The sequence below is a fragment of the Pseudomonas marginalis genome, assembly GCF_001645105.1.
In the GTDB taxonomy this organism is placed as follows: Bacteria; Pseudomonadota; Gammaproteobacteria; order Pseudomonadales; family Pseudomonadaceae; genus Aquipseudomonas; species Aquipseudomonas petroselini.
On the sequence record NZ_LKEG01000010.1, the window covers coordinates 1 to 23,785 of the forward strand.

General features: G+C 59.7%; 28 protein-coding genes. 14 read left to right on the top strand and 14 right to left on the bottom strand.

Features of this window, described 5'->3' with window-relative positions; translation table 11 throughout:
* Positions 1-229: 229 nt before the first annotated feature.
* The 3 genes from AO064_RS00365 to AO064_RS00375 all read right to left on the bottom strand — a co-directional run bounded on the left by AO064_RS00365 (position 230) and on the right by AO064_RS00375 (position 3,660).
* Positions 230-2,473, bottom strand: coding sequence for an ATP-binding protein (locus AO064_RS00365; RefSeq protein WP_064052052.1), 2,244 nt, complete (start codon positions 2,471-2,473; stop codon positions 230-232).
* Positions 2,470-3,084 (bottom strand): biliverdin-producing heme oxygenase, encoded by a 615-nt coding sequence (locus tag AO064_RS00370; protein ID WP_064052053.1) that lies wholly within the window; start codon positions 3,082-3,084, stop codon positions 2,470-2,472. Before AO064_RS00370 ends, AO064_RS00365 begins: the two co-directional genes overlap by 4 nt.
* A 195-nt stretch (positions 3,085-3,279) precedes the next feature.
* Entirely contained in the window at positions 3,280-3,660 is a 381-nt protein-coding gene (locus AO064_RS00375; RefSeq protein ID WP_064052054.1) for a response regulator, read from the bottom strand.
* Between the two features lie 182 nt (positions 3,661-3,842).
* Between AO064_RS00375 and AO064_RS00380 the strand changes: the two genes are divergently transcribed.
* Positions 3,843-4,217 (top strand): c-type cytochrome, encoded by a 375-nt coding sequence (locus tag AO064_RS00380; RefSeq protein WP_015885795.1) that lies wholly within the window; start codon positions 3,843-3,845, stop codon positions 4,215-4,217.
* Here AO064_RS00380 and AO064_RS00385 read toward each other — a convergent pair whose 3' ends face one another.
* From AO064_RS00385 to AO064_RS00405, 5 genes are all read right to left on the bottom strand, one after another.
* Positions 4,218-6,239: an LTA synthase family protein gene (locus AO064_RS00385; RefSeq protein ID WP_064052055.1), complete on the bottom strand. Its 2,022-nt coding sequence runs from the start codon at positions 6,237-6,239 to the stop codon at positions 4,218-4,220.
* A 67-nt stretch (positions 6,240-6,306) separates the two neighbouring features.
* Positions 6,307-6,918, bottom strand: a complete 612-nt coding sequence (locus tag AO064_RS00390) for a hypothetical protein (protein ID WP_064052056.1) — start codon at positions 6,916-6,918, stop codon at positions 6,307-6,309.
* Positions 6,918-8,186 (bottom strand): sialidase family protein, encoded by a 1,269-nt coding sequence (locus AO064_RS00395; protein WP_064052057.1) that lies wholly within the window; start codon positions 8,184-8,186, stop codon positions 6,918-6,920. Before AO064_RS00395 ends, AO064_RS00390 begins: the two co-directional genes overlap by 1 nt.
* Before the next feature lie 21 nt (positions 8,187-8,207).
* Entirely contained in the window at positions 8,208-8,753 is a 546-nt protein-coding gene (locus tag AO064_RS00400) for a cytochrome b/b6 domain-containing protein (protein ID WP_064052058.1), read from the bottom strand.
* Positions 8,753-9,019 (bottom strand): PepSY domain-containing protein, encoded by a 267-nt coding sequence (locus tag AO064_RS00405; protein WP_015885790.1) that lies wholly within the window; start codon positions 9,017-9,019, stop codon positions 8,753-8,755. Before AO064_RS00405 ends, AO064_RS00400 begins: the two co-directional genes overlap by 1 nt.
* Positions 9,020-9,166: 147 nt before the next feature.
* Between AO064_RS00405 and AO064_RS00410 the strand changes: the two genes are divergently transcribed.
* The 3 genes from AO064_RS00410 (at position 9,167) to AO064_RS00420 (ending at position 11,836) form a co-directional block, all read left to right on the top strand.
* Positions 9,167-9,829: a response regulator gene (locus AO064_RS00410; RefSeq protein WP_015885789.1), complete on the top strand. Its 663-nt coding sequence runs from the start codon at positions 9,167-9,169 to the stop codon at positions 9,827-9,829.
* Entirely contained in the window at positions 9,826-11,178 is a 1,353-nt protein-coding gene (locus AO064_RS00415; RefSeq protein WP_064052059.1) for a sensor histidine kinase, read from the top strand. The genes AO064_RS00410 and AO064_RS00415 overlap by 4 nt, the downstream gene beginning before the upstream one ends.
* A 91-nt stretch (positions 11,179-11,269) precedes the next feature.
* Positions 11,270-11,836, top strand: a complete 567-nt coding sequence (locus AO064_RS00420) for a hypothetical protein (protein WP_064052060.1) — start codon at positions 11,270-11,272, stop codon at positions 11,834-11,836.
* 3 nt (positions 11,837-11,839) lie between these two features.
* Here AO064_RS00420 and AO064_RS00425 read toward each other — a convergent pair whose 3' ends face one another.
* Genes AO064_RS00425 through AO064_RS00435 form a run of 3 tightly spaced genes read right to left on the bottom strand, consistent with a single transcriptional unit; the run spans position 11,840 to position 13,792 of the window.
* Positions 11,840-12,322, bottom strand: coding sequence for a hypothetical protein (locus tag AO064_RS00425; RefSeq protein ID WP_064052061.1), 483 nt, complete (start codon positions 12,320-12,322; stop codon positions 11,840-11,842).
* 4 nt (positions 12,323-12,326) lie between these two features.
* Positions 12,327-12,614 carry a colicin E3-like toxin immunity protein gene (locus AO064_RS00430; RefSeq protein WP_064052062.1) on the bottom strand — a complete coding sequence of 96 codons (288 nt, stop codon included), beginning with the start codon at positions 12,612-12,614 and terminating at the stop codon, positions 12,327-12,329.
* A gap of 14 nt (positions 12,615-12,628) precedes the next feature.
* Complete coding sequence (locus AO064_RS00435; RefSeq protein ID WP_064052063.1) at positions 12,629-13,792, bottom strand: S-type pyocin domain-containing protein; 1,164 nt, start codon at positions 13,790-13,792, stop codon at positions 12,629-12,631.
* Between the two features lie 192 nt (positions 13,793-13,984).
* Between AO064_RS00435 and AO064_RS00440 the strand changes: the two genes are divergently transcribed.
* Positions 13,985-14,455, top strand: coding sequence for a helix-turn-helix domain-containing protein (locus tag AO064_RS00440; protein WP_015885783.1), 471 nt, complete (start codon positions 13,985-13,987; stop codon positions 14,453-14,455).
* On the top strand, positions 14,452-15,027 hold the full coding sequence (locus tag AO064_RS00445; protein ID WP_015885782.1) for a PIN domain-containing protein: 576 nt from the start codon (positions 14,452-14,454) through the stop codon (positions 15,025-15,027). Before AO064_RS00440 ends, AO064_RS00445 begins: the two co-directional genes overlap by 4 nt.
* An 88-nt stretch (positions 15,028-15,115) precedes the next feature.
* Here AO064_RS00445 and AO064_RS00450 read toward each other — a convergent pair whose 3' ends face one another.
* Positions 15,116-15,610, bottom strand: a complete 495-nt coding sequence (locus tag AO064_RS00450; protein WP_064052064.1) for a hypothetical protein — start codon at positions 15,608-15,610, stop codon at positions 15,116-15,118.
* 458 nt (positions 15,611-16,068) lie between these two features.
* On the opposite strand from AO064_RS00450, the gene AO064_RS00455 reads away from it, so the two are divergent.
* The gene (locus AO064_RS00455; RefSeq protein ID WP_064052065.1) at positions 16,069-16,377 is read left to right on the top strand and encodes a DUF3077 domain-containing protein; all 309 of its coding nucleotides are present in this window, start codon (positions 16,069-16,071) and stop codon (positions 16,375-16,377) included.
* Between the two features lie 112 nt (positions 16,378-16,489).
* On the opposite strand, the gene AO064_RS00460 is transcribed toward AO064_RS00455, so the two are convergent.
* Positions 16,490-16,861: a PH domain-containing protein gene (locus AO064_RS00460; protein WP_015885780.1), complete on the bottom strand. Its 372-nt coding sequence runs from the start codon at positions 16,859-16,861 to the stop codon at positions 16,490-16,492.
* A gap of 157 nt (positions 16,862-17,018) precedes the next feature.
* Here AO064_RS00460 and AO064_RS00465 point away from each other — a divergent pair, with 157 nt between their 5' ends.
* The gene (locus AO064_RS00465; RefSeq protein ID WP_064052066.1) at positions 17,019-17,654 is read left to right on the top strand and encodes a LysE family translocator; all 636 of its coding nucleotides are present in this window, start codon (positions 17,019-17,021) and stop codon (positions 17,652-17,654) included.
* Between the two features lie 8 nt (positions 17,655-17,662).
* Here the strand turns inward: AO064_RS00465 and AO064_RS00470 are convergent, their stop codons facing one another.
* Positions 17,663-17,992, bottom strand: coding sequence for a hypothetical protein (locus AO064_RS00470; RefSeq protein WP_064052067.1), 330 nt, complete (start codon positions 17,990-17,992; stop codon positions 17,663-17,665).
* A gap of 218 nt (positions 17,993-18,210) precedes the next feature.
* Here AO064_RS00470 and AO064_RS00475 point away from each other — a divergent pair, with 218 nt between their 5' ends.
* The 6 genes from AO064_RS00475 to AO064_RS00500 all read left to right on the top strand — a co-directional run bounded on the left by AO064_RS00475 (position 18,211) and on the right by AO064_RS00500 (position 23,785).
* Complete coding sequence (locus AO064_RS00475) at positions 18,211-19,107, top strand: hypothetical protein (RefSeq protein WP_064052068.1); 897 nt, start codon at positions 18,211-18,213, stop codon at positions 19,105-19,107.
* A 30-nt stretch (positions 19,108-19,137) separates the two neighbouring features.
* Positions 19,138-19,422 carry a hypothetical protein gene (locus AO064_RS00480; protein ID WP_064052069.1) on the top strand — a complete coding sequence of 95 codons (285 nt, stop codon included), beginning with the start codon at positions 19,138-19,140 and terminating at the stop codon, positions 19,420-19,422.
* A 682-nt stretch (positions 19,423-20,104) separates the two neighbouring features.
* Positions 20,105-21,016 carry a methyl-accepting chemotaxis protein gene (locus AO064_RS00485; protein WP_370636472.1) on the top strand — a complete coding sequence of 304 codons (912 nt, stop codon included), beginning with the start codon at positions 20,105-20,107 and terminating at the stop codon, positions 21,014-21,016.
* Between the two features lie 9 nt (positions 21,017-21,025).
* On the top strand, positions 21,026-21,394 hold the full coding sequence (locus tag AO064_RS00490; protein WP_015885773.1) for a response regulator: 369 nt from the start codon (positions 21,026-21,028) through the stop codon (positions 21,392-21,394).
* A 23-nt stretch (positions 21,395-21,417) separates the two neighbouring features.
* Positions 21,418-21,705, top strand: coding sequence for an STAS domain-containing protein (locus AO064_RS00495; RefSeq protein WP_046035222.1), 288 nt, complete (start codon positions 21,418-21,420; stop codon positions 21,703-21,705).
* 40 nt (positions 21,706-21,745) lie between these two features.
* A complete protein-coding gene (locus AO064_RS00500) occupies positions 21,746-23,785 on the top strand; it encodes a chemotaxis protein CheA (protein ID WP_064052071.1) in 2,040 nt (679 codons plus the stop codon).

Below are 23,785 nucleotides of genomic sequence, written 5' to 3' on the forward strand. Positions count from 1 at the left end.
GCTTACTTTTGCGCTCTTCAAAAGTGAGCCGCTGTAAAAGCGGAACCCATAGTGGCCGTTACCTAAATAACGGATATGTACCCAGTCTGATCCAACATCCAGGTCGTCTGCCAGGCCGCCAGCGGGAGCAAGCTCCCTCGCCACAGGTCCAGCGCCATACCCGGAGTGGTGTAGATACCTATCCCCATCGCGGGCAAACCCTGCGCCCACACCTCACATTCTTACCGCGTCAGGTATACGAGTCTTCGATGACCCTCGGCACCGTAAACCGAAACTCACTCCCCCGACCCACTTCACTCTCGGCAACGATCCTGCCGCCATGGGCCTGGACGATACCTTGCGTGATGTACAGCCCCAGCCCACTACCGGTCGGGTTGTTTTCCGTCTGGGTCCAGTAGCGATCAAACACATGCGGCAGTTGTTCCGGCGCAATCCCTTCGCCGGAATCGCGTACCGAGAAGACAATTTCTTCGCCATTGCTCATGGCGCTGATGCCGATATTGCCCTGACGCGGCGTGAACTTGATGGCGTTGCCGATCAGGTTCGACAGCACCTGGAACAGGCGCTCGGGGTCGCCATTGATCTGCAACCCAGGCTCGGCGTTGAACGACAGGTCGATGCCTTTCTCCATCGCCAGCGGTGCGAGCAACGAGTAGGCCTCTTCGAACATCTGGCTCACGTCCAGCGCCACCGGCTTGACCACATAGCGTCCGGCCTCGATTTTCGAGGTGTCGAGCAAGTCTTCCAGCAGCACGTTCATGCGCGCGGCGGCCTGTTGCATGGTGTCGATGGCCGAGGAAATCCGCCGCGAAGTATGTGGGCCATCGGAACTGAAGGCTTTTTGCATCATGCCGCAGAGCATGGAAATCACAGTCATCGGGTTGCGCAGGTCATGGGACACCACCGCCACCAGCTCATCACGCGCACGCACGGCTTGTTGCTCACGTTGCACCTGGCGCGCCAGGTCGTTTTCCAGCGCGGAGCGGCGCAGGTCGTTGGCCGCAAACAGGTCGCCATGGCTCCACTTGGTGGAGATGCCGGCCATTTCTACCTTCCAGATTTCAAACGAGGTGCGTGGGCGAAGGCGCAGGCCTGCGTCGGAATTTTCCAGGTCCAGCGGCTTTGTCGGGTCACCGCTCCAGTTGATGTTCTCTTTCACTTCCGGGCGAAACCACAGCACGCCGTTATCCACGGGCTTGGGCAAGCTCATGGCCAATACACCACTGGCCATCTGTTGGAACTCCACCGCCGGCGGGTAGACCGACGCCAGGTTATGGCTGGAAAACACCGGCTCGCCGCTCTCCTGCAGCCACCTGTGCAACGCGCGGATCTGCGCCGGTTCCGGGCAGTTGCCGTAGCGGTGCAGTTGCTTGTCTTCGATGATCGCCACGCCACCGGACAGCGTCAGGTCCATCAGCAACTGACCTTGCTGTGCCAGGCCGTCGAATACATTCACTTCCGAGGCCTTCATCGCCCGATCCAGCAGGGCCAAAGCCTCGACTTTTTCCTCGCGCTGGCGGCTCAGGTCCAGGGCTTCCATCGCGCTGATCTGCAACGACAGTACCTGGCCGATGGTCTGGCAGGCAGTGCGCAGGTCGTTAGGCACCAACAGTGGCTGGCGGTTGCCGCAGCTGATCAGGCCCCAGAGTCTGTCGCCCTTCATCAGCGAGATACTCATGGACGACAACACGCCCATGTTCTGCATGTACTGGCAGTGAATCGGCGACACACTGCGCAGGGTGGCAAAACTCAAGTCCAGCGGCTGGCCGGTGTCCGGGCGCAGCTTGGGCAGCAGGGGGACCGGCTCGTAGGCCGCATTCGGGATGATGCGCAGCCAGTTGGTGCGATACAGCTCGCGGGCTTGCTCCGGAATGTCGGACGCAGGGAAGAAGAGTCCGTTGAACAGCTCCATGGACGGCGCGGACGCCTCTGCGATCACCTGGCCGTGGCCTTCTTCTTCGAAGCGATAGATCAGCACACGGTCGTAGCCGGTCATGGCCTGGATTTCATTCACGCTGATTTCGTACAGCGCTTGCAGGGTTTTTGCCGACTGCAGGCGTTGCAGCATCTTGCCCAGGTCGCTGGTGCGCCCGTTGAGCGCCCGTGGGCGGAAATCCTTGAGCAGGGGTTCGAACTCGAGCACCAGCACGTTTTGATGGCGGTGCAGCAGGCCTTCGAACTCCGCGCCGTTAAAACTGACGTGCAGCGGCGGGGCGTCGAAAAACGTGTTGTTTTCGGCCATGGCGGCGACGGCCTTGGCGTGCTCGATGCCCACCAGGGTGTGCAGCGGCTGGTTCAGCAGCGCTTCGGGCGCCTGCCCGAACAAGGTGCCGATGTTGGCGCTGACCTGAATGACCTTCAGGTCCGGCTCCGACAACGTCAGCAACACGCCGTGGGGCTGGATCGCCCCCGGAAAGCGGATGGGCTCGTCGGCACAGTTGGCAAGCAGCTCTTCAAAATCGTCGGGTTTCATAGCAGTACCTCCTGGCTGTCGAGCCATTGCTCAAAACAGCTGAATGTCGAACGGGCGGCGTCCACAGCGTGCTGTCTGGCGAGAGCGTCCAGCGGCAGGCGGCCCAGGTAATCAAGGAATTCTTTCCAGCGACGGCCGGTCTCGGCGCCGTATACGTTGAGGAACGCGCCGCCGGTGTCGCCGCTCACGTTCAGGCGCTCGGCCATTTCCCGGCGCAGTACCTGGCCACCCAAGGTCGCGCCTTCCAGCACGTACAGGGCGCCCAGGCAGGCGGCGGGAGTATCCAGGGGCGGCAGGTTGGCGCAGCGGGGCAGGGCGTTGATAGCGCGGTCATTCAGGCCAAGGGCGTGAAGGTCGTTCACCAGCGTAGGCGTTTTCACCCGCATCACCGGGTCGAAGCCTTCCGGGATCAACTCACCGTCGAACAGTACCGCTTCCATCGGCGCATAAAAGCCGTAGTACGCCTGGATTAAGCGCTGATACCAGCCGGCGTCCAAACGCTCGGAAAAAAACGGCAAGCGCTTTTCCAGCGCCACGTGCAGCAGGGCCGTACCGGTGCGCAGCGCTTCCAGCGTTGAGGGCGCACCGACATCAGGGGCCTGTGAATGCATTCAATGAGCTCGAACTGTGGGCCTTGCGGCCATGAATGACGCATGGAAGTGGGCGACAATTCTACACAACTCGTCGTTGGCCACTGAGCGCACAAGGCGAAAAGGCTGACCGACGGATCAGAAAAGTCGCTCCTTGCATCAATAATGACCACCGAGCCTGCAACGAAGTTCGGTAAGCGTGATATCGCGACGCTATCAATGCATGGACATGCCCTGTTGTGTCAATGCTGTTTGCACATACTCAATCAAGTGCTCAGTGCTCCACGGCTTGGGCAGAAACCGCACAGACCCGCCCAACTGCGACGCAATCTTCGCGTTACCGGAGGTCAGCAGCACGGGCACCGAGGGCCAGCGGTGTGCAACCACGCGGCTCAAATCGTAGCCATTGAGTAACCCAGGCATCTGGATATCGCTGACAATCAGGTCGACCGGATCATCGGCCCGCTCCAGGTAAATCATTCCCTCATCCGCCGAAGGAAAAGACGTGACGACTGCACCGAAATCTTCCAGCACATCCACCATTAACGCGCGAATGATTTCGTCGTCTTCCAGTACCAAAATCGATGGCTGAGCCATGATCCTTACTCCTCCATCATGGGTTCAGTAAGGTGGAGTGGAATGGGTTGGAATAGGTTCGATTGGATGTCTGTGGGGCGATGGGTGGTCGTTTTAGAGCGGTTTAGAGACTGTTTCCTCGAACGGCGCAGCGCAGCGGATACAGGCATAATCGCTCCCTCCTTGCCCGATGCGGAGCCATCATGAAGTACGCGTTACTCTCCCTCGTCCTGTTACTCAATACCCACTCGGCGTTTGCTGCGGGCGATGCCGAGGCGGGCGGTAAGCTTTTCGCCAAGACCTGCGGCGGTTGCCACAGTATCGGCGAAGGCGCGCGCGGCGGCTTTGGCCCGGAACTCAACGGCATCATCGGACGCCCTGCGGGGACGACCGCTGACTATCAGTACTCCGATGCGATGAAGAACTCCGGTGTGGTCTGGACCCGCGACAAACTCGCGGCCTACATCGAGGCCCCGAAGAAAGTGGTGAGTGGTACGCGGATGATCTTCTGGGGCATCAGTGACCAGGAGAAGATTGAAAACATCCTGGCGTACCTCGAAACGTTCCAGGACAAATAATCACTCCCGCACATTCCTGAACAGCATCAACCGCGCGCTCTCATGCAGGCCTCGGGTCAGCCCCTGCAAACGCTTAAACTCATCGGGATGCAGCGCGGCCACGTCGTCACGCGGGGTGGGTGATGCCAGGTCATGCAGGGTCGGTGAGCTGCCGTCATGCTGCATCTGCAACAGGAAGTGGCGGGTCACGCCGCCGATCACCGGGAAGGTCCCCTCGCGCAACACCAGTGGCACCATGCGTTCACCTTCCGGTGCCGGTTGCTGGATATCCCGCCCCATCGTGCCGTGACTAAACGGCACACCCGCCAAGCCGGCCACGGTGGGCAGCAAGTCCGCCAGGCCGACGGCTTCTTCGATCACCCGGGGTTGCAGGCCGGGCGCGTGGATCAGCAACGGCACGTTATTACTCTCCAGCCCCAGTTGTTCGAAAGCCGGCGCCATGTGCGGAATCTGGCTGATGCGGGTGTTGTGGTCGCCGAAGAACACAAAGATGCTGTTGTCGTAGTAACCGCCCGCCTTGGCGATTTCCATCAGCCGGCCGATGTTGTAGTCCAGCAGGCGCACGGCGTTGTATTGCTCGACACTGCGTGAACCGGCGGCTTGGGCCTGCTCCAGCGTCACGTCGCGGACCTGGAAGCCATCGTTGTGCTTGGGAATGGTGAACGGACGGTGATTGCCGGAGGTTTGCAGGTAGGCAAAGAAAGGTTGGTTCTTCGGGACCGCGCGCAGTAGTTCGTCACCTTCCTTGAACAGATCCAGGTCGGAAATGCCCCACACGTCTACCCGTGGCGAGCGCCAATGGCTTTCTTCAAACAGCTGCACGCCGTCGATGCTCTGGCGGATCAAGGCATTGATATTGGCCCAGCCGGCGTTGCCACCGATCATGTAGAACTTCTGGTAACCCTCGAACGCGTTGATCAGCGTGTGTTGCCGCGTGATCAGCGGGTTGCGCGTGGCGGTCTCCTGGCGGGTGACGTCGGGCACGCCGGTGATGCTCGCCCATACGGTCTTGGCGGTGCCGGTGACAGGCACGTAGAAGTGTTTGAAGAACCAGCTTTGCGTGGCCAGTTTGTCCAGGTTCGGCGTGGGGTTGAGTGGGTTGCCGTAGGCGCCGACAGCGCTGGTGCCGAGGGATTCGAGCATCACGAAGATCACGTTGGGCGCTCGCTCGCCGGCCAGTCGATAGGGCTGCACGCCTTGTTCGCGGATGAAGTTCAGCTGCTGGGCATCGGGGCGGTCGACGCCCAGGTAGTGGGCGACCTGTGGGTAATGCTCGCGCACCTGGACCTCATCGAATTGCGATTGGCCGACCTTGAGCGTGTCGTACAGAAACAGCACCGGGTTCAGCCCCACGGCGGCCACCTGCGGGTTGCCGGAAAAGAACGCGTCGCTCCAGCGCAGCGGCACCGGGTTCTCCAGGTTGAGATGGGCGACACGGCCGAGCAGGGCCAGCAGCACACCGATCACGCCGATGACGGAAACAGCCACCAATGACAGTTTGCCGCGGGAGCTGGGCGCGCGGTCCAGGGTCAACCGCTCAAGGCAGACCAGCGCCCACACCCACAAGGCCACCGCCGCCAGCCAGCACGCGGTTATCCACAGCACCGGGTAGGTTTCCCACACCATCTGTTGTGAAATCTGCGCGTCTTGCAGGTAACGCAGCACGGTCGCGTTGATGCGCACGCCGAGGTAGGCGTAGTGGCCGAAGTCGACGATGTACACCAGGCCGACCACGGCCAGCGCCACCACCAGATAGGCGCGGGCCAGCCAGCGCAGGGCCGGGAGGGTGGTCAGGTTCCAGCGTGGAATCCAGGCCAGCAGCGCCAGCGGCAGCAGGAGCAGCACCGCCAGGCGCAGGTCGAAACGCAGGCCGATGCCCAGGGTTTCCAGTAGTGCCGGGGTATTCAAATCAAGGCCGGAAAAACCCAGCACAAACACCAGCCGCAACGCGGCCAGCAAGGCAAACACCAACCCGATCGCGCCCACGCCGTAGCGCAGGCGGCGTGATTGCAACGCACTCATCATTTTTCCCATTCTCTAAAACAACACAAATCCAATGTGGGAGAGGGGGGCTCCCGATGGCGGTGGTTCAGTGCCGCAGGTGCTGGCTGACACGCCGCCATCGGGAGCAAGCCCCCTCCCACAGTCTGAATTGCATCAGTCCAGCGACGATGCAGTAGCCCGCCAACAGCGGATCGACCAGATAATCCCAATAGTTTTCCGACGCCTTCAGCCGCAGCGCGAAGGCCAGCGTGCCGATTGCCAGCATCCACACTGCCAGGGCATTGCGCAGCCACAGCATCAGCAGTGTGGCCGCGCCCACCAGCACAATCATCGGCCGGGGGTTGAAGCCCCAGCGGTACGGATCGAAATAGGTCAGGCCCAACGTGGCCGGGTACAGAGCCAGGCTCAACAGCCCAAACACCATCAGCGTCTGCACGTGGTGCCGTCGATTGAGAGGCTGCACCACGCCCAGTCGACTGAGTGCAACCCACGCCAGCAACACCAACGTGCTGATCGCCAGGTCATCGGTAAAACTGCGCACATACGCCGCCAGCGGCAATTCATTGACCGGGATAAAACTGACCGCCGCCAACAGCGGCAACAACCACGGCCGCCACGGCGCGGTGAATCGAAACAGGCTCAGGAACACAAAACCCAACAGCACAAAACTCAAATGCGCCTGCCACAAATTAACCATCACAGCCGCTCCGCCAGCCAGGCTTCGTTGAAGCTGACATGTTTGATAAAGGTGTTATTCCACGAGTAGACCAAGTGGTACATGCCGTCCGGGCTGCGGCTGAAATACGGGTACTCGTATTCGAAATCGCAGCCACGGGGTTTGCACACGCGGTAGTCGAGGTTGCTGAGGAAGCGCTGCTCCAACGGCAGACGCCGGGCGCCGCTGGAAGCACGGAAACCTTCGCCGATGATTTCTTTATAGGCCTCGGGTGAGAATGGCTGGCCGAGCGGGTCGGGAGACTCATCCAGCTGCACCACCGTGCGCCATTGGCTGAGCTGGGCGTCGGTGCCGTAGAGACTGAGTTTGAAGCGGCCGTCCTGCAGATCGTTGAGGGCCACCAGCAAGCCGTCGTCCTGCGTGGCCACTGCCGCCAGCGATGAATTGGGGTTGGCCGGCTCCAACGGATACGGCTCGCTCCAGGTTTGCCCGGCGTCTTCGGTGCGGCTGGCGAGCACGCGGTGATGGGTGTCGCCGGCATAGCGCAACATCGCTACGGCGCGCTGGCCATCCAGCGGCACGATGGTCGGTTGCAGGGAATTTTTGCCGCGGCTGATGCGGAATTTATCGATTACCGCCCCATCGGCGCTCAGGTACAGGTATTCGGCAAACTTGCCCATGAACTCGTGGTACACCGGCAGGCCGATGGAACCGTCGGCATGGAACACCGGCGCGGCGCGCACCAGGGTGCTGATATTGAAGAACGGCGAAGTCACCAGTTGCCTTGGCGCCGACCAACTGGCGCCGAGGTCGTCCGACACCATCAGGTTGATCGCACTGGTGGCCCAGCCGCCGACTGACACCGACACGTAAAACATCCACAGGCGTTTATCCGGGCCCAGGGCGATCACCGGGTTGCCCAACTTTCGGATGTAGCGCTGGGTGCCGTCGCGGGTGCTTTCGCGCGTGGCCAGCACCTGTTCGGCGCCCCATTCGCCGCTGCGTGCATCAAAGCGTGCGGTGCGCACCTGCACATCGGCCGCGCCTTCGCGGGAGCCGGCGAACCACACCGCCATCAAGTCGCCGCCGGGCAGGGCGGTGACGGACGACGAGTGCACAAAGTCGGTGAGCTGGGTGGACACGAACCGGCTGCTGTACTGCGCCGGCGCCGCGACTTTTGCGGTGTTCGGGCTGGCCTGGGCAAACGGCGCCAATACATGGGGCGGATGGCTCTGCCAGGCGGCGAAAAACACCGCCAGCAGGCTGCAAATCAATAAGGCGGAGCGCATAGGGGACCTGTGGATAAAGGATTACTGCGCAGGTTCATCCGGCAGGCGCTTCCTGCGACCGGTGAGCATGGATAACGGCAGGTTGTCCCGCACCTGGATACTTTCGAACACCGCCGCCAGCACATGCACGCAGACCAGGCCGAGCAGCACGTTGGCAGCGGTTTCGTGGATTTGCAGCGGCCAATCGGCACCCCATAAAGCGTCGACTTCCTGCATCAGGAAACCGCTGATGCCGATGCTCAGCAGCGCCAGTAACATCAACAGCATCACCAGCGCGCCAATCGGCGAATGGCCCAGGCGATGCTGGGGCCGGCCGTTGAGCAGCGAGCGCATGTGGGCCTTCAGGCGCTTTGGCGTCGGCCAGAAGTCCGCCCAACGCGCACTGCGCGGTCCGACAAATCCCCACACCCACCGCACCAGCAGCCAGGCCATGGCGTAGTAGCCCAGCCAGACATGCCAGTCATCGCCTGCTTCGTTAAAGAAGTAATTGGCGACAAAGACCCCGGCGATCGACAGATGAAACAGTCTCACCAGCGGGTCCCACAGGCGCAGGGATTCGCCTGGCATCAGCCCTTGATCTCAGTCTTCACGGCTTTGCCGGTGACGGGGTCGTGGTAGATCTCGACCTTGCGCTTGTCCTTGTCGAAGCCGTAGATCTCGTAGCAGTTGCCATCGGTGACTTTGAACTTGCTGATTGTGTAGCCTTCAGCCTTGAGCTTGTCCTGGAAGGCTTTTTCGTCTTGCCATTGCGAGCGCTCGGCGGTGGTGCACTGCGGGCCGGCGACGGCCAGGGGGCTGGCGAGAATCAGGGACAGCAGGAGAATTTTGCGCATGGAAAAGCTCTCAGCAAAGGTGGGAGGCTTCACAGTGCAAAACCAACCTTAGCGCAACCTTAGTTGGCAACGCGCCGTAACATCTTTGCCGAAATAACCCATGCCAGAACCCGGCATGATGCCGCCGATTCCTACAGAGATTCTGCTATGCGCCTACTCCTTGTCGAAGATGACCGTGCCCTCGGCCAAGGCATTCGTGTGGCATTGGGCGCCGAAGGCTACACCCTCGATTGGTTGCAGGATGGCGTTGCGGCCCTGCATGCCTTGCGCACGGAAAGCTTCGACCTGTTGCTGCTCGACCTCGGCCTGCCGCGCCTCGACGGCCTCGACCTGTTGCAGCAACTGCGCGCCGAGCAACATGACGTGCCGGTGCTGATCCTCACCGCCCGCGACGGCACCGCCGAGCGCATCGCCGGCTTGGACGCGGGGGCCGACGACTACCTGGTCAAACCCTTCGACGTCGAAGAGCTCAAAGCCCGCGTGCGCGCCCTGTTGCGCCGCAGCCAGGGCCGCGCACAACCGATGTTGGAACACGCCGGCATCAGCCTCGACCCGGCCACCCAGCAAGTGCGCTACCAGGACGCCGACATCATCGTCACCCCGATGGAGTACCAACTGCTGCACCAATTGATGGTGCGCCCCGGCAAAGTCGTGACCCGCGAGCGGTTGTCCCGCGCGTTGTATGGCTGGCAGGATCGGGTCGAGAGCAATACGTTGGAAGTGCTGATCCACAACCTGCGCAAGAAGTTATCCACCGAGCTGATCCGCACCGTGCGCGGTGTCGGCTATGTGCTGGCGCTCAAACCATGACCTCGGTTCGTGCACGTATCCTCATCCCGGTCTTGCTGCTGATATTGGCGGGTGACGCCCTGATCAGCTGGCTGGTGCTGCGCGACAGCCACCATGAAATCGAAGAAGTCTACGACGCCCAACTCGCCCAGAGCGCGCGCCTGCTGCAAGGCGTGCTGCGCCAACGGGATCCAGGGGAAGCGGATTGGGAGCGGTTGTACCAGGCGTTCGACCAGGCCATGAGTCGCGTGGGTAAAGATGGCGTGGCCCACCCTTATGAAACCCGCCTGACCTTCCAAGTATGGAACAGCGCGGGTCAATTGCTCGTGCGCTCCGCCGAAGCGCCCGTGCTGGCGGCACCGCCGACGACCCTCGGTTCCCACGACCTGATGGACAACGGCAATGACTGGTGCGCCTTCCTCCTTGCCGATCCGCAACAGGGATTGCTGATCTGGGTGGGCGAGCGCGATGACATTCGCCAGGACGTGATCCAGCGCATCATGCGCCACACCCTCTGGCCGACGCTGATCGGCGTGCCGCTGCTGACGCTGTTGATCTGGTGGGTAATCGGCTGGGGCTTCAAACCTTTGCGCGCCATGGCCCTGTCCATCCGTGGGCGAACTGCCGAGACCTTGCAACCCTTGCACCTCAAGCCTTTGCCCAGCGATCTTGAACCCATGCAAACCGCGCTTAACCGGCTGTTGGTGCAAGTGGATGAGCTGCTGGAGCGCGAACGCCGCTTCATCGCCGACGCCGCCCACGAACTGCGTACACCGCTGGCGATCCTGCGAATTCACGCCCAGAACGCGCAGAGTGCCATCACTGAGGAGCAGCGACGTGAGGCGTTGGACTTTTTGGTCAACGGCGTCGACCGTGCCACCCGCATCGGCAGCCAACTGCTGACCATGGCCCGCATCGAGCCGCAGTTGAACAACCCCGTGTGTGAACGTGTGCAATTGACCGAACTGGTGCGCGAAGAACTTGCCGAGTTGACCCCCTTGGCCATGGAAAAAGGTGTGGAGCTGGTGCTTGAAGGGGAGGAGCAATGTTGGGTGAAAACCGAACCGGCGGCGTTGGCGATTGCATTGCAGAACCTGGTGACCAATGCCCTTAACTTTTCCCCGGCAGGCAGTGAAGTGAAGGTGGTGATTGGTGCGCATTGCCTGAGCGTGAAAGATCAGGGGCCCGGGATTGATGAGGCGCAAATGGAGCGCCTGTTCGAACGGTTCTACAGCCGGGGCAATGCCAATGGCGCGGGGTTGGGGTTGGCCATTGTGCAAATGATCGTGGGCAAGATCGGCTGCCGGTTGGCGCTGCATAACCGCAAGCAGGGTGGGTTGTGCGCGCGGTTGGTGTTTGACCGCGCTTGAAACGGCCGCACTGTTAATCCCCTCCTAAAACGGAACAATCCGTTTAAATTCGGGTCCAGTCATCACACTCTTCTCCGATAAGGACATCCCCGTGAAGCGAATCGTGCTGCTCTCCCTCGCCCTGGCCCTGGGCGCCTGTCAATCCAACCAACGTGACTCATCGCCCAGCCTGCTCAAGGACGGCATTCAGTTTCGCCAGAAAACCGTGGCTGTGGATGCGGAACACGCCAAGGTCATCATGAAGTCCAGTGGCGGCACTCCTGCCGTCGACTTCTCGATCAGCCGCGAAGGCGACCCCGACCCACGCATGGAAGTCCTCGGCACGGTGATGGACACCGGCGAAGGCAAGGTCTTCAACTGGATCGCCAAGCTCAACCAAACCGTTGCCAGCGCCACGTTCAAGCGTTTTCCACAACTGGAAATCCAGGCCGACCCCGGCAAGAAACTCACGGTATCGGGTTACGCGAACGACACCCGCACGGGTTACTACTACACCTGCGGGCCGGCGATGAATACGTTCCGCCCGGAGAGGGCAAAAGTGTACCTGGTGGAATTCCAATTCAAGGGTTCGGGGTGTGAGCAGCATGTGTATGACGTGACGGACCCGGCGAATCGGGTACCGGTGGCGGAGGCGGGGAGTGGGGGTAAGTCGGGTTGAGGGTTAGCCATTGTGGGGTAGACCCTGTGGGCATACCACACCGTTGAAGGTGTGGGTGCAGCAGTTGCAGCAGGGTTTCATCTGCTCGGGCGTCAGCTGTGGGTTGACCTTTTGCAGCAGGCCGCCTTCGTCGACATACAAGCCGCTGTAGTAGCTGTTTTCATCCGTTCTCACGCAATCCTGCTTGTCGCTTTCATGTTGCGCGACCATCCAGAATACCGGGTCCGGACGATCCAGGCGGGCCTTGGCTTCGCTGAACACCTGATCCCATGGGTGGCCGACTTTGGACAGGAGAAACCGGAACAGCGGGGTGTAATCAAAGCCATGCCGTTGATGGCTATGCATCGAACCGCGATTTGATTGTTTGTCTTTTTCGCTTTTGGTGTGCCGCTCATACCGGTAGGCGCGACAACTGCCGTGGCGCACGCCATGGGTTCGGGTGTTGACTGAGCGGTAGAGGAGGGGCTTTTGCAGTGTGGGTTTCATTGCATTAGGACGCCTTTTTGGGTTGCTTTGGGGGCGGTGGCCAGGCGCCTTGGTAGTGAAAAGAAATCTGGAAGTCGGACAAATTTGGTTCTATCACCCGTCGGAAATGTGGCTGAAGAATCGCGATCCAACTGGGGAGAACGTCAAATCCTCCAGCGTAGATTTGTGGTTCCTCGTGTAGACCGAGTTCGTTAAGAATGCTGTCGTGTTCCTCAAAGTCTACTGAGTATTCAGCGGCCTCCAGGGCTTCTGTTTGTTTGTTGAACCACTGTAGCCGTATTTTCATTGCCATAGCGAACGCTCCACTTACTTGTCTATACGTCTCTCATCTTTCGCCGGCCCCCGCCGCTCGCCGGTATAAGGGTCAAATGAACCTAGATGTTTCACATCACTGTATCGGTAGACTTCCAGCTCTCCTTGTTCTGAATCCCACTCAAAAAGCTTTTTTCCTTTCGCGTCCTTCCAACGCTCCCGAAGACCGCCACCGTTGCGTTTTCGCGTCTTTCTCTTCTGTTCTATCAAACCAGGGAAACCAGTAATGTCCTCGGTTCTGGGTGCCGGGTGGTAGCCAAAATCTGGATTTTTCAAGCCCTTCCGAGGCTCATTCACCACCACATACAGCGGCCGAACCCCCGACTCAACCGGGAACACCAGAATAAAATCCCGATACTCCGACGGATAAATCGGGTTCACCAGAATTTGCGCGGCTTTCTCCGTCGGCGGATAAATCCAGATCACCGGCGCCTGCGGCGCAGCCTCCAAGGCTGGAATACCCAGCGTGTCACTGGGATCAACGGCGGGCGTCCAGATCAGCTCCACGCCCTCATCCAAATCCGCCACAAACTGATCGCCACGGCTTTGAAACTGCACCACATCAATCATCTGCCAGTCGGCATGGTTGCCCGTGTAAAACCCATACCCCTTGAGCGTGCCGTCCTCGCGCTGCTCGATATGCAACCGCATCTGCGAGCGCGCCCGTTGCATCGAACGCAACTGCTCCTCGCTGTAGAGCGCGCTGTCACCCAGCCTCGACGGCCAAGCCAGCGCCACCAAACCCGTCAACAGGCCACCGGCGACGGACCCGACGGCAGTGGCCGCCGACTCCAAAACCGCCGAGCGTAATGCCAACTGCCCCAAACCTGCGGGCAATGCGCTACCGCCGATCTTGCGCAGGGCAACCGCGCCCCGCCCGTCCACCTCACGCCCACCCAGCAGGCTTAAATGGCCGTACTCCTTAATCAGCTCCAACGGGACATACCCGGCCGGGTTGAAGTAATGGGTGATGCCGTCAGGCAGTTGGCAGGGCTTGATGAAAACGCAGCCGGGAGGTTTGGTTAGCGTGGGTGTCGGGGCAGGGGATGGCTCGAAAAAATCAACAGACGGCGAATACGGCACACGCGACGGCTGCGGGGTCAGGATCCGTCGTTTGCGTAAGTCTTCTTCGGTGGGTGGGTACAAGCGCTCTGACATGACGGCTCACTTCCTTGTGCGAGGGAGTGAGCCTACGAGGGGTAATCAGAATCTGATGTCGGCTTAATTCGGCGGTTGGTGTGGGAAAAGTGGACAGGGCTTCAGTCGGTATTTCCGTTTCGAATATTGCGATTTTCGTTTGTTTCGTTTAGCGTTGATCGTAACTGAATTAAGCGTCGCCGGAGTTGCATCATGATCACCAACCACCTTCCCAAAACGATCCTTCCGCTGGAAAAGGAAGTCGAAGCCGCCGTGCAAGGCCAACGCGAACTGGCCTCGCTGCTGTCGACCAAGTTTGAAACCCAGCGCATCGACATTTTCGACAAAGAAGACAAACCCCACACGCTCGTACTCCCAACCTCAGCACTGCGCTTATTGGTCGATATCCTGGGCGAGTTGGCGATCGGCAATGCCGTCAAGGTCGTCCCGGTGCATGCCGAACTCACCTCGCAGGAGGCCGCCGACCTGCTTAACGTTTCACGGCCGCACTTGGTCAAGATGCTGGAGGAAGGCGCCATTCCCTTTACAAAAACCGGTCGGCATCGGCGCATCCGGTTTTCGGATTTGATGGCGTTCAAGCAGCGGCGAGATGAGGAAAGCCAGGAAGCAATGGAAGCGCTGGCGCAACAGGCCCAGGAGTTGGGAATGGGGTATGACGGATGAGGTGTTCGCCTTTTACCGCTGTATATGATGCCTGCGTTCTTTACCCGGCGGCCCTCAGGGATTTGCTGATGTGGCTTGGCTTGTCAGGGTTGTATCGAGCGAGATGGACTAGCCAGATTCATGAGGAGTGGAAGCGCAACGTACTCAAGAACCGACCCGATCTCACGGCTGAGCAAGTGAATTGCACGTCAGCGATGATGGACAAGGCGATACCTGACGCTTTGGTTACGGGATATGAGGATCTGTGTTCGAGCTTGGATCTGCCCGATCCTGATGATCGTCACGTGCTGGCGGCGGCGATTCGGAGTAAAGCTGAGGTTATCGTGACCTTCAATTTGAAAGACTTCCCGCCGCATATACTGGCTGCCTACGACATTGAGCCGATGCATCCGGATGACTTTATTTCGGATCTTTGGGATCTGGATCAGGCGGCGGTGTTGGGAGCGGCGCAGAAGCAAAGGCGGGCGTTGAAGCGGCCTCCAATGGCGGCGGGAAATTATCTTGAGATGTTGATGAGGCAGGGGTTGGTGCAGACTAGTAAGGCGCTGGGGCCTTATGAGTTGATGCTGTAAATTTCATACTAGTGGCGCAGTTCTCGCTGAGGTTCACGCCTTTAATGCAGTATTGTTAGATTCTAATCAATGCGGCTCTTTTTTGTTTTTATGTGCTGTGTGTCTGTATTAGGGTGAGGATTTGCATTACTAATGCTACCGACAAAATTGCAAATTGCTCTTTGGGTGTGATTTCGGAAAAATTCCTCACTTGACCTAGTGGAGTATTTTTTAGCGTATTATTGAATGATGCATGTATCGCACTTTTTTGATCAGGTGAAAACTGTTTGTAAAGGTTGTTTGTTTTCTCCTTGTCAATTTTTGTGTCAATCCTGTGCGCAAATTTATTTCGAATCGTCCCAACTGCTAAAAGTGCGGGGGCGAACTCTTTTGGCATCCCGATCGCAACTGCTAGGTTTACCTTTTGAGAAAAGTCGAGCTGCATTTTTTTGATGTGTTCATAATCTGAGACTAGTATTTCAATTAGTTGCTCAAGAGCTGACTCTATATAAATGTGCGTGCGGATGGTTGCTCCTAATTCGTCTTCTTTTAGTATGTCCGAGTAAAAGGAATCTAAGTTTAATATCTTTGGTTGGGGTTTCATGTATGTACTGGTCTCGTCAGCTGCTTTTATGTTTTTTGAATAAAGAGTTTTTGGTGTTTCATTTCATTTCATTTTCTCTACCACATCAGACACGTTTAGCCACAAAGCCGATTTCCTGCTAATCAATCTCTAGGCTACTTTTGGCGTGTCGTCGACATTCGACGGTCGGGCCTGGAAACCCGTGGAACAATAGCGCACAGGTGCCACTATTTTTATCACGACTGCTGGTGTTTTTGTGCCAGCATATCCGTGTTATGGCGGCTGTGCGCGGGAGACCTTCGGGTCTGCCGGGTTCCTATTGTCCCGGTTTTCCAGCCTGCGCATAGCTGCCACCCATTCGCCTGGAAACGAACGTGGCGGCTCTTTTCTACATTAGGAGTCAAGCCAATGAGCATTTCTGAAAGGCCGTACCCTCACAACAACATCCTCAACACCTCCACTCATTCCGGAGGTGCCCAATGATCAACCCACCCCTCAACAAAACCCTCGGCATCATCACCTTCTCCACCTGCGGCAAGCAGCCCAATCTCCACCGCCTATTTCGCGTCAATTCCGGTGTACCCATTCGCGATGCCCTGGAGCATGCCTCCGAGTTGCTGCACTGTTCCAAAATGCTCGCGTTGGACGCAGCCATGGACACGGGCGCGGATCGTTTTGCCTGGGCGGCGCATTATTTGGGGGAGATGGCGAAGGCGGTGGTGGATGATTTGGCGAATGGGATGTTGCCGAATGGGGTAGTGGAGGAAGGGGAAGGGGTTGGTGTGTAGGGCTGTGGTTTGATGGTGTGGGAGAGGGCCCTATCGGGGGCAAGCCCCCTCCCACCTTTTGATCGGGGTACAGCCGTCTCAGCCTTGTAGGCAATAAGCAATTGCCTGCCGATCAGGTCAGCAGGTGCTTGGAGATCAACCGCGAGATTTCGACGATGGAAGTCTTGCCGGTGAATTCGAATTTCACTTTGCCCAGCGACGAAAAATAAATCTCCAACTCCGAATCCAGATCAAACGTCCCGGACGTCTCCACCGAATACGCGACGATGTTTTTATACGGCAGCGACGTAAAGTCCTTTTTGCTGCCGGTAATCCCCTGCACGTTCACCGCAATAATCCGCTTGGTGGTAAACACCACGCCGTCGCGCATGGCCTTGTAGGCGTCGACCACTTCCTCGCCGTCGAGCAGCAGGGCGGATACGCGCTCGGCGTATTCGTTGTTTTGCTTGAGCTTGAAGAAGCCTTTGTTGTTGAAGTCGATCATGGGCCTGCCCTTGGGTGAGTGGTGCGGTGGGTGTATGACGTTTTGCTCGCGGATCTGTATCTAACGCGCGCATTTTGAACGCCCTACCATGGCGTCCAAGCCTACAACGTTGGCCAAATGTTTCACGTCGACAGAATAACGATCAAGGAGCCAAACAATGCCTGAAGTGTCCAGCTGGCTTGCCTATGCGCTGATCTCGCTCGGCATGGTGCTCACGCCCGGGCCGAACATGATTTACCTCATCTCCCGCTCGATCTGCCAGGGCCGTACGGCCGGGCTGATTTCCCTGGGCGGCGTGGCGTTGGGTTTTTTGGTTTACATGCTGTGCGCGGCCTTGGGGATCACGGCCTTGGTCATGGCGGTGCCGTTTGCCTATGACGCGCTACGTTTCGGCGGTGCGTTGTACCTGGCCTACATGGCTTGGCAGGCCATACGGCCGGGCGGGCGTTCGCCGTTCCAGGTGCGGGATTTGCCCAAGGACAGCCCGCGCAAGCTGTTCACCATGGGCCTGGTGACCAACCTGCTCAACCCCAAGGTGGCGGTGATGTATTTGTCGTTGCTGCCGCAGTTCATCGACCCGAACGGCCATGGCAGCGTGTTGACGCAATCCCTGGTGCTGGGCTTCACGCAGATTTTTATCAGCGTGAGCGTCAACGCGGTCATTGCCACCATGGCGGGGTCGATCGCGGTGTTTTTCGTCACCCGGCCGGGTTGGCAGGTGATGCAGCGCTGGTTGATGGGCTCGGTGTTGATGGGGCTGGCGGTGCGGATGGCGGTGGAAGGGCGGCGCTGAACCGCGCGTTACAGAATGGCTTTCAGGTAATCCTTGAGTGCGTTGAGCGGGGCATTGAGTTCATCCAGTGTCGACGCTTGGCGCACGCCCAGCGCCAAGCGCTGCAACTCGCGACCCATCACGGTATCGGCCCCGCCCAGTGCTTCAAGCGCTTGATCAACACATTCCGCGACTTTGGATTGAATCACCGCCAAATCCCTCTGCCGCACCAGCAGCCCGAATACCTCTCGCTCATACCCATCCATCACCGGATCGTCCCGCAAAACCGGGCTGCCGCCGTCCGTCTCGTGCACCAGCTTCAGTGCAAAAAGCGCAACAGCTTCCAGCGTCAACTCCATGGTCTTGGTTCCTAGGGCTTTGGGGAGGGCGATGATCACTGTTCTGCGCAGGAAAAAAAAGACCCCAATACCGCGAACGGCCAGGCTCACGCCCCTGTGAAGTCATGTGCCCAAGGAACGATATTAATTAGCCATGTTCCAACTCGCCGTGCCAAGTGCACCCGGCCACCAGACGGATAGGGTGCAAGGCTTAACCCATTACAAGGACGCAAGCATTCATGCAGTCATCCCCCACCCAAGCACCTTCGGCCACTGGCGAGCTGATCGCGAGTTTCCGCCACGGCAAAGGCTTCCTGATTTTCAGTTTGATATTCGGGGTTGTGTTGCTAGCCCTCGCCGGTTTTGTGCTGTACCTGGGCACGATCCTGCCACCGGGCAACGATGGCCCGGTCAACCTCCAGACATCCCGTGGCATGGCCTTGAACTTTGCCAACCCGCATACCCTGATCTACGCCACCAGCGCCTTGCTGGCCGTACTCGCCGTGGGCGTGTTTGCAGCCTACGTCTGGCACAAAAAACTGCGCGCCCCACGTTACAACGTGTTTGAGTTCGGTATCGAACGCATCATCAACTCGCAACGCGAGTACACGGCGTTTGCCGATATTGAAGACCTGTACTTATTCGGCTCCGGGCAAACCGTGATGACCGGCATGATCACCAACCTAGCCTATCGCCGTAACGCGTCAGAGCCGTTTCATCGTGTGATTGAGAGCCTCAAGGGCTTTTACGAATTCCAGCAACGGGTGCGTGAGCTGCACGTTCGCGCACGCATGCCGGCAGTGATCGCGACGCTGGAGATGGGTGGGGCGGTGACGTTCAACTGCATCAGCTCGGGGCAGGTCTGGGGCAAGCGCATGAGTGGCAACTTCCTGAAAATCACCACCTCGCCCATCGTCGTCAGCCGCGCATGCCTGGAGTACCAGGGCCGCAAAGTGCCAATGTCGTCGCTGCGCACCGTCGACCTCAACGCCTGGACGGAAAAAGTGGTGATCAAGGATGAAAGCGGCACACCCGTGTTGTCGACCATCGCCACCGGCATTCTGAGCCACGACCTGTTCCTCAATACCCTCGATGCTGTGTTTGCGGCGCAACAACAAGCACGCGAGCAGGCTTGAGCCTGCTGCGTCACAACTGAGGATTAAACGATGATCTATCGCGGCGCAGGCTGGCTGACGTTGTTTACACCGGTGGCGATGGTGCTGCTATTGATGTGGCTGTGGCCCGACCCCAGCGTCAAACCCGGCAACACATCGCTGATGCAGGTGTTGCTCGGCTTCGGGGCGGGATCAGCGATCAACACCGTGCTGGGCTTTGTACTGAACCGACAACCGCACGCCGATGGCGTCCGCCACCACTTCTTTTTCATGCCGATGCAGTGGCCGGCGCTGGTGATCACGGTGACCTGCCTGCTGATTGCCTTGCTGAAATAACCCTACCGGCCGCTCGCCCAGGGCGGCCGCGTCTCGACCCGTTCAAGGCTGACACGGGAAGACGCGTGGGCTCCATGGTTGGTCGATCAGGTCGGCTTTTTGGATGAGATTTATGGGTTTTGTCGGGGGCTGTGACTGAGACATGTCGCAGACTCTGCTGGTTAAGAGTCGTCAGGTTAGCGAACGAGGTATCGAGGGCGCTTGTACGATCCTGCAAGCAGCCTGAGCGTGTCGGCTGGCGTCACCTACACTTAACGCCCTGCTCAGTCACACACCGGTCATAAACCAGACGGAAGGCACTCACGAGCCCTAAAGTTGAGGCGCTAGGGGCGGATAAACTCTATGTTGATTACATCCGCAGCACTGTTCAAGGACCGAACTCATGCCCCAACGCCCATCCAGCCGCATGCCCCCTTCCGTTTATCCTCGTTTCCGTTGGTTCGCCTTGGTTCCGGTTGTGCCGGCCGTTTTGTGGATACTCGTGCAATCAACCTCGCCAGCCAATCTGGTGGCTTGCACGGCACTGGTGATGATCGGCCTCGGTACCTGTGCCTGGAGCGCGGTGTCACAGCGCAACGCACTGCAGCGAGCGATTGCGCAGGCGCAGGCGGACCAGTCAAGTGCGGATGTGCATAACGGCATGGCCTCTCGTGCACAGCTTGATGAGGTATTGCTGGGCGCCATGCCCATCTGGGCCAAGCAGGTAGAAAGCTCGCGCCATCAGACCGAAGAAGCGATTGTGAGCCTGGCGAACCGTTTCACCGGGATCGCCACACGCTTGCAGGAAACGGTACAAGCGTCGCAGCACGCGGCCGGCGAACTGGACGGGCAGGCCGCCGACGGTGCGCTTGAGGTGCTGGCGCGCAGTGACAGCGAGTTGAGCCAGGTGATCAATTCGCTCAAGGCCACTCAAATCAGCCGTGACCAGACCCTGGCCCAGGTGCGCAGCCTGACCGCCTACACGGGCGAACTGCGCACCATGGCCGCTGATGTGGCGGCGATTGCCGCACAAACCAACCTGCTGGCCCTCAACGCTGCCATCGAAGCGGCGCGTGCCGGTGAGGCCGGTCGCGGCTTCGCGGTGGTAGCCGATGCGGTGCGCAGCCTGTCGAGTAAATCCAGTGAAACGGGCCAGCAGATGTCGGCCAAGGTCGACATCATCAATAACGCCATTACCCAATTGGTGCAGGCCGCGTCCAGCAGTGCCGACCAGGACAGCCATTCGGTGGCCGAGTCCGAAAACAGTATTCAAATGGTGCTCACACGCTTCCAGAACATCACCGGGCGTCTGGCCGAATCCGCCGACCTGCTCAAGCAGGAAAGCTATGGCATCCGGGATGAGATGACCGAAGTGTTGGTCAACCTGCAATTCCAGGACCGGGTCAGCCAGATCCTCAGTCACGTGCGCGACAACATGCACGCCCTGCATGACCATCTCCTGCAGGCCAACCAGACCCCGGACCAACCGATGGCCATCGACGCCCGCCAATGGCTGGCGCGCATGGAAACCACCTATGCCACCGACGAGCAACGACGCCTCCATCATGGAGAGGCGGCGGTGCAGCAGAACGCTCAAGACATCACTTTCTTTTAGGAGTACATCATGGCGAAGAGTGTATTAGTGGTTGACGACTCCATCAGTGTGCGGCAAGTCGTCGGCATAGCCTTGAAAAGCGCCGGTTACGACGTGATCGAGGCCAGTGACGGCAAGGACGCCCTGAACAAGCTGACCGGGCAAAAAGTGCACTTGATCATCAGCGACGTGAACATGCCCAACATGGATGGCATCACCTTCGTCAAGGAGGTCAAGAAGCTGGCCAACTACAAGTTCACACCGATCATCATGCTGACCACCGAATCTCAGGAATCGAAGAAGGCCGAAGGCCAGGCCGCGGGCGCCAAGGCGTGGGTGGTCAAGCCGTTCCAGCCGGCGCAGATGCTGGCGGCGGTCTCCAAATTGATCCTGCCCTGACACCCGGCGCCAGGGAGGCCAACATGCCGATCACTCACGAAACCATCGACGACACCGCCCATGTGGGCATCGACGGCGAACTCACGATCTACACCGTCGCTGAACTGGCGGGCGCGTTGTTGTCGCAGATGGGCGCGGCGCCGCGCCTGGAACTGGACCTGTCCCAGGTGACGGAAATGGATGGCGCCGGCCTGCAGTTGCTGGCAGTCATCCAGCGTGAAGCCGGCATTGCCGGCACCGCCTTGAGTGTGACCGGCCATAGCCAGGCGGTCATGCAGGCGCTTCAACTGTGTCGCAGCGCCGCGCTTTAATCGGCACTGTCCCGTCCATTGATCGACAAGGAAAGTCCAGGTGAGCATCAATCTCGATCAGGCACTGCAGACCTTCATCGTCGAGGCGCGCGAGCTGCTGCATGCCATGGAGCAATCCCTGCTGCAGCTGGAAAGCGAGCCCGGCGACCAGGATGCCATCGGCGCGATTTTCCGCGCCGCGCACACCATCAAGGGTTCCGCGGGACTGTTCGGCCTCGCGTCGATCGTGGGGTTCACGCATATCGTCGAAGACGTTCTCGACCGCCTGCGCGACGGCAGTGTGGCGGTGGACGCCGCCTTGATCGCGCTGCTGCTCAAGTGCGGCGACCACATGCTTGAACTGATCGACGTGGTCGCCAGCCGCGGTGAGGTGCCGACCCCGGCCACGCTGGAGCGCGGTGAGACCTTGCGCGAGGCGCTGAGCGCCTATCAGCCGCTGCACACCGCCACTGCCGACGTCGTACCCGCTGCGGTGGACGACGACACGGGGGCCGAAGTGCTTTGGCATATTTCTCTGCGTTTCGGCGTGGACGTGTTCCGTAATGGCATGGACCCGCTGTCGTTCCTGCGCTACCTCGATACGCTGGGGCAAATGGTGCAGGTCACCACCCTGACCGACGGCATCCCCGCCCTGGAGAACTGGGACCCGGAAAGCTGCTACCTGGGCTTCGAGATCGACCTGCGTTCGACGGCCAGCCATGCCACGCTCAATGAAGTGTTCGACTTCGTGCGCGACGACTGTGACGTGCACATCAGCGCGGTCGACGAAACGCCCGAAAGCAGCGTCGCCCTCGGCAGTGACCTGATCGCGCAAGCCGAGCCGGGTCCGGCCCCCGCCTCGCTCCAGCGCCTGCCGGCGAACAGCGAGGCAAAAACCCGCGACGGCAGTTATGTGCGGGTCAACGCCGACAAGCTCGACGAGTTGATCAACCTGGTCGGCGAACTGGTGATCGCCAGCGCTGGCGCAAGCCTGTTGGCGCGCTCCTGTAACAACGACCCGCTGCAGGAGGCCACCTCGACGGTGTCGGGGCTGGTGGAAGAGATCCTTGATGGCGCCCTGCACCTGCGCATGATCCCGATTGGCGACACGTTCAACCGCTTCCGCCGCGTGGTGCGCGATGTCAGTCAGGAACTGGGCAAGGACATCGAGCTGATCATCAGCGGCGCGGAAACCGAGCTGGACAAGACCGTGGTTGAGAAGATCGGCGACCCGCTGATGCACCTGCTGCGCAACGCCATGGACCACGGTATCGAAAGCGCCGACGCGCGACGTTCGGCGGGCAAGTCGAGCAAGGGGCATCTGAGCCTCAATGCTTATCACGACTCCGGGAGCATCGTCATCGAAATCGCCGATGACGGCGCCGGTCTCAACCGCGACCGCATTCTGGAAAAAGCTGAAGAACGCGGGCTGGTGGCCAGCGGCGCGGTGCTCACCGATCAGGAGGTGTACAACCTGATCTTCGAAGCGGGGTTCTCGACCGCCGAGGCCGTCACCAACCTGTCCGGGCGTGGCGTCGGCATGGACGTGGTCAAGCGCAATATCACACTGTTGCGCGGCACCGTGGACCTCGACAGCCGCCCCGGCCAGGGCACGATGGTACGCATTCGTTTGCCGCTGACCCTGGCGATCATCAACGGCTTCTTGGTCGGCATCGACCAATCCACCTACGTGATTCCGCTGGACATGGTCCAGGAATGCATCGAACTGGATGAACGCCAGCGCCAGTCCAGCCGCGATCAGGGCTATCTGGACCTGCGTGGCGAGGTGCTGCCACTGGTGGACCTGCGCGACCACTTCAGCCACGAAGGCCCGGCCGCGCGCCGTCAGAACGTGGTGGTGGTGCGCTATGCCGAGCACAAGGCCGGGCTGGTGGTCGATGACCTGCACGGCGAGTTCCAGACCGTGATCAAACCCCTGGGCAAGCTGTTCGGCGCACTGCGCGGTATCAGTGGCTCGACCATCCTGGGCAGCGGCGCGGTGGCCCTGATCCTGGATGTACCTGCACTGCTCAATCAAATCGTACAACTGGAAGCCCGCACGGCTCAGGCGCCTCAATCGCCAACGTTCGTCGCCCGCTGA